General features: G+C 58.5%; 4 protein-coding genes and 1 pseudogene. All 5 read right to left on the bottom strand.

The features are described 5' to 3' along the window. Positions 1-308, bottom strand: a 308-nt coding sequence (locus AX018_RS24165; RefSeq protein WP_245951830.1) for a hypothetical protein, incomplete at its 3' end; no start/stop codon positions are given. Between the two features lie 338 nt (positions 309-646). Further along, positions 647-1036 carry a hypothetical protein gene (locus AX018_RS25055; protein WP_146749450.1) on the bottom strand — a complete coding sequence of 130 codons (390 nt, stop codon included), beginning with the start codon at positions 1034-1036 and terminating at the stop codon, positions 647-649. Between the two features lie 359 nt (positions 1037-1395). Further along, positions 1396-4185 (bottom strand): annotated as a pseudogene (locus AX018_RS24170) (RHS repeat-associated core domain-containing protein); the annotation flags it as partial. A gap of 72 nt (positions 4186-4257) precedes the next feature. Beyond that, positions 4258-4797 (bottom strand): SMI1/KNR4 family protein, encoded by a 540-nt coding sequence (locus tag AX018_RS24175; RefSeq protein WP_111882793.1) that lies wholly within the window; start codon positions 4795-4797, stop codon positions 4258-4260. Between the two features lies 1 nt (position 4798). Continuing rightward, a partial coding sequence (locus tag AX018_RS24180) for an RHS repeat-associated core domain-containing protein (RefSeq protein WP_211322526.1) occupies positions 4799-5777 on the bottom strand: 979 nt, incomplete at its 5' end.

The following is a 5777-nucleotide window of genomic DNA, read 5'->3' on the forward strand; positions in this document are numbered from 1 at the left end:
GCAGTCTCGGCGACATGGAGGGGTTTTGGCTCTGAATCCCTGGTTTTCTCGCCCTTCCACTCCGATTCCAGCTTGGCCAGGGGCACGAAGCTGTCAGGCTCGTAGAGGTATTCCGACAGCCTGCTGTCCCGCAGTTCACCGGTGAGCAGATCGCCGTCGTAGAGGAAGCTCGTGCGTCTGAAGGCATCGTGCTTGTCGATGCGCCGGCCCAGGGCGTCATAGCGGTAGCGGGTGACCTGCTCCGTGGCCGCAGGCTGCTCCTTGCCCTCGCCGGGCCTGCCCCGGTAGCGGATGACTCGGGCTTCCACGATCTAGTGTTCTGGGCTGTAGCGGTAGGCGCTTTACGGTATGCCATTCGATCGGTGGCGTCGAAGGGGAGGGGGCTTCGCGCGCTGCCTCGGGTGTGCCTTCGGGGGTGATGGCGGCCACGAGCCAGCTCTGTGATTGCAAGAGGCAGGTGCTCCGCAGTGAAAGCTCCTGAGGTTCGGATATTGCGCCTTGGATTTGAGACTGCTGTGTAATGCGACCCAAACACTAGCCGATATACGCGGTGAACTGATGGCTGGTACTGCCGCTTACGCCCTCGATCGCCTAGTAAGACCTAATGCCGCGCAGCTTTACTTGCCTTGGTGGGGCAGTAGATTTATTAGGATGCTTTGATGAAGTAGATTTGTATGTTGCCTTTTTCTTTTTTTGCTGAGAATGAATAATATTCTGCAGGCGAGAAATCTCCTTCTTTCAGGAAGTTGCTGATTTTAAAAATTGCATACTCAATGGATTCGTCTGAAAATTCGATATGAACGCGATTATCTCTGATTTCAATGAATTCAAGAGCCTCGTCGTCGGTAAGGCTCATGTATATCTCTGAGTTAATTTCAGTGGCTGCTTTCTTGTAGATTGCTGGGGCCGAATTGGGTTGTCTGTTTCCTTTTAATTTTATAAGTGCTCTGATGAAATCATTCGCGCTATCTTGATCGAATGATATGGATAGTTCTTTTTTGCTATGAGGGCCTAGCCAATATTTAATCAAGGGCACCTCTTTATTGGTACGTGAACATTCTTTGTAACAGTGAAGTTGCCAGTGGGATTACCCTTTTTGTCAGTTTTTGGACTGAGAAATTCAAAATGCACGTGAGGAGTGTTGGGGACATTAGGACTACCCATGCCATGTGCTCCAGAGTAGTCGCCAGGTGTCACTCTGAATTGACGCGTGCCATCTATACTTCGCCATTTTCCTTCTTCAACTTTTACAAACTCATCTCCAAGGAATTTCTTCATTTCATCTTTGATTCCATGGATGCAGACAGATCTTCGCCATTCTGAGAGCTGCTGCGTGGAGTTATTCGGTTTGTCTTTGCCTGATACGACATGTGGAGATCGGGTGCCTGAACGATATTTAAGGCCGAGTGGGTCTATCCAAATAATTGGATTGGGTCCATATCTAAAGAGATTAGCTCCCCCTTCCAGCCCAATAGGGTCTTGATGCACAAACCGCCCGGTCACCGGGTCGTAGTATCGGAAGCGGTTGTAATGCAACCCGGTTTCGCCATCGAAGTACTGCCCCTGGAATCGGAGGGGTTGCTCGACGAAGGAGAGGGCCTGAATGTCGCCCTGGGCTGCTAGGGTGAGAGATCGTTCCGCCTGGGTGAAGACGGCCGTATCGTCCGTGCCGGTCCTGAGCACCTGCAGTGCCCGCGTCTCCCCCCAGACCTTGTAGCTGGCCGCCCAGACGATGCGGCCAGCCTCGTCGGTCAACTCCTGCGGCGCGCCGATCTGGTCGCAGTGGTAGTAGTAGGTGGTGAAGTCCTTGGGCTTTTGTTCTGCTACATCTTCCGTAGCAAACTCTCCAGCAGTCTCGGCGACATGGAGGGGTTTTGGCTCTGAATCCCTGGTTTTCTCGCCCTTCCACTCCGATTCCAGCTTGGCCAGGGGCACGAAGCTGTCGGGCTCGTAGAGGTACTCCGACAGCTTGCTGCCCCGCAGTTCGCCTGCGAGCAGATCGCCGTCGTAGAGGAAGCTGGTGCGGCCAAAGGCATCGTGCTTGTCGATGCGCCGGCCCAGGGCGTCATAGCGGTAGCGGGTGACCTGCTCGGTGGCAGCAGGCTGCTCCTTGCCCTCGCCGGGCCTGTCCCGGTAGCGGATGACCCGGGCTTCCACGATCTGGTGCTCGGGGCTGTAGCGGTACCTTTGCACGGTGTGCCAGCCGATGCGCCGCTCGGTGATGTTGCCGTGCAGGTCGTAGGCGAAGCGCAGGTCCTGGTAGACGGTGAGGCGGTTGGTGGTGACGCGCTCGCGCTCGCCGCTGACGCCGCCGCTGGATTGGTCTCCGCCGCGGTTGGGGTTGAGCAGGTTGCTGGCGGGGTCGAAGGCGAAGGACTCGCGCTCGACTGGTTGCTGGCCTTTTCCGGTGCTGCTGCGCTGGGCGGCGAGAATGCGGCCCAGGGGGTCGTAGCGGTAGTGGCTCTCGCCGCGCAGGCCGTCGCGGGTGGCGATGAGGTTGCCGGTGGGGTCGTAGCGGTAATGGCGGGCGATGCGCTCACCGGTAGGCAGGTTCTGCAAGGCGGGCAGGGCCTGCGCAGAACGCTCCCCACGGTCCCACAGGGCCTCGGGCGATGGCCTGCCGGGTTGCCCCTGCAGGGACTGCTGGCGCGCGACCTTGTGCGCCGCAAGGCGGCCCATGGGGTCCCAGCCGTACTGGCTGGCGAGCGCGCCCTGGGTACGGTGGACCTCCTGGTGGAGTGCATCGCGCTCGATGTCGGAGAGCACGTGGCCGTCCACGCGGATCTGGTGCAGGTGGCCCGAGCCGTAGTGGAGCCACTGCACTTGCCGGCCACCGGGCAGGGTGGAGGCGATGCGGTTGCCCAGGGCGTCGTAGGCATGGCGGTAGGTGTAGCGCCCGAGTGCGGAATCGCCACCGGGCGCCAGATGCTCCTGCACCTCCTCCACGAGACGCGAGAGCGGGTCGTAGGCGAAGCGCACGCGGGCATCCGCGTTGCCCGCATGCAGCATGCGCCCGAGCGGGTCGTAGCCGTAGGTGGTGATGTCGGTGCCGGAGCTTTCCAGGCCGTCCGAGCCCAGGTGCACCTTGGCCACGAGCCGGCCCAGCGCGTCGCGGCGGAAGACGGTGCGCTTTGGGAGCGGGGCGCCGGGTGCGGGGTCGTAGGGCGTGTCCGGCGGCAGGTTGGCATCGCGCTCGTGCAGCTCGGCCAGTTCGCCGGCGGCGTTGTAGCGGTAGCGCTGGATGCGGCCGTCGAAGCCCACCTCCTGGATGAGGTTGTCGGCCGTGTCGTAGGTGAACTGGGTGAGGGCGCCGTTCTCGTTCTCCAGCGCCACGAGGCGGCCCACGGCGTCGTAGCGGTAGCGCAGCGTGCCGCCCAGGGCGTCCTGGCGCAGGGTGGGCTGGTCCAGGCCGTTGTAGGCGTAGCGCGTGGTGGCGCCCTGTGGGTCGGTGTAGGCGGTGAGGTTGCCCTGGGCGTCGTAGTCGTAGCGGTGCTCGGCGCCATCGGCCGAGCGCGCCTCGCGCAGGCGGCCCAGGGCGTCGTGGCGGTAGTGGGTGATCTGGCCCAGGGCGTCGGTGGCCGAGAGCAGGTTGCCCAGGGTGTCCCAGGCGTAGCGCGTGGTCTGGCCGGAGCAGTCGGTATAGGCGATGAGCTGGCCGGCATCGTCCCAGAGCAGGCGGCGGGCCCGGCCGTGCGCGTCCTCGATCGCCACGGGCAGGCCGCGGGCGTCATGTCGCCAGCGCGTGGCGTGGCCCAGCGGGTCCAGGCGCTCGGCGAGGTTGCCGCGCTCGTCGTAGGCCTGGCGCCAGACGTGGCCCAGCGTGTCGGTGATCTCCACCGGCAGATCCAGCAGACCGTAGGCGATGCGCGTGGTGGCGCCGGCCGCGTCGGTGACCGAGCGCAGGTTGCCCCGGGCGTCGAACTGCCAGCGCGTGGCGCGGCCCAGCGCATCGCGGGCCTCCTCGGGGTTGCCGGCGGCATCGATGCGGGTTTCGGTGCGCAGGGGCTGGCCATCGGGGCCGGGCTCGGTGATGGCGATGACCTCGTGGAGGGCGTTGTACTCGTAGCTGCTGCGCCGGCCCAGGGCGTCGGTGACGTGGGTGGTGCGCCGGCCCAGGTCGTAGTCGAAGCGGGTGTCGAGCAGGCCGGGCTCGTCGGTCCAGGTGCGCACCACCCGCCCGCCCGCGCCAATTTCATTTTGCGCAACGAAACTCCGCCTCAATTAAAGCTATTTACATATTCCGATTGGGAATTGGTATCATTTTTCTGGATCATGTAGTAGATGAAGAAATTCTGAAAAACTATTCGCAACCTTTTCTATATTTTCATAATAATTTGAAGCATCGTCTTCATCTGACTCTAAATTGTGATCCCAATAATATACTCCATCTAGTCCATTGGCGCCAACTAACACAAGATCACTGCTTCCCGCAGAAGCAATAGGAAGTAGATTTTCGGGGATTCTATCTTTATATTTTTCTAAATATTTTCCGATGCTGTCCTCAAATCCTCTTGGAGCCATTAATGCCAGGAAGCAATTGACAACCCTCTCGTTGCTTATTGTTTTGAATACATTTTCGATAGGAATTCCTCCATTATTTTCTAGCAGAAATTCCTTGTAATCTTTGGGGACATTGAATTGTTTGAATAAATAATTTTCGTGCTCGTCTAGTGGCAACACTGTTGAATGCATCTCCAGCATTGTTCTTTGCATTTTCTTGGGTATTCCAAATCCGCGATTTTCCAGGTCTTTCATTTCTTCTTCAGATAGACCAAGCTTTTTTAATTGAATATTCATATTATTTACCTCGTGTATTGCAAACAGCCGCCCCACCGGTATGCTTCACAGCATCATGAATATCCTTGGGGATGAGTTGAATCTTTCCATCATGTTCTGTGTGATGCCAAGTGTACTCTTGGCCATTCATTGTTATCTTGCTGGATGCGCCGAATGGATTGCCTTTGCCAAAAGCTGCTTGGTTCGCTGATGAAAAGTCCTTGTAATCAGTTGTGAATGAACCAACGTCGACTTTTTTGGCTGCATATCTTGAGAAATCTGGGTATCCACGCATGTTGAAAGGAACGCCGTGGGGGTATTTGCCTCTGACATTTTCTGGTAAATCTTTACCGGTCATTGTTTTGCCAGCAAAGCAATGATTTCTGGGTCTATTCCCATTAACACGCCCCACATGAGTGCGGCTGGAGTGCGTGGGCGCATTTGCTTGCGGACGCCGAGGCGCTAGCCCAGAAGGGTCGATCCAAGATGTTGAATTAGGACCATAGTTAAAAAGATTAATCCCCCCGAGTAAGCCAACTGGATCCTGATGAATAAACCGCCCGGTCACAGGGTCGTAATACCGGAAGCGGTTGTAATGCAAGTCGGTTTCAGCATCGAAGTACTGCCCCTGGAAGAGCAGGGGTTGCTCGACGAACGACAGTGCCTGGATGTCGCCCTGGGCTGCTAGGGCCAGCGATCGTTCCGCCTGCGTGAAGACCGCTGCATCGTCCGTGCCGGTCCTGAGCACCTGCAGCGCCCGCGTTTCCCCCCAGACCTTGTAGCTTGCCGCCCAGACGATGCGGCCAGCCTCGTCGGTCAACTCCTGCGGCGCGCCGATCTGGTCGCAGTGGTAGTAGTAGGTGGCGAAGTCCTTCGGCTTTTGTTCTGCTACATCTTCCGTAGCAGACTCTCCAGCAGTCTCGGCGACATGGAGGGGTTTTGGCTCTGAATCCCTGGTTTTCTCGCCCTTCCACTCCGATTCCAGCTTGGCCAGGGGCACG

The organism is Paracidovorax anthurii (assembly GCF_003269065.1).
In the GTDB taxonomy this organism is placed as follows: Bacteria; Pseudomonadota; Gammaproteobacteria; order Burkholderiales; family Burkholderiaceae_C; genus Paracidovorax; species Paracidovorax anthurii.

Excerpts from the sequence above, each read along its gene's own strand:
- AX018_RS24175 (WP_111882793.1), bottom strand. The coding sequence starts at position 4,797 with ATGAATATTCAATTAAAAAAGCTTGGTCTATCTGAAGAAGAAATGAAA.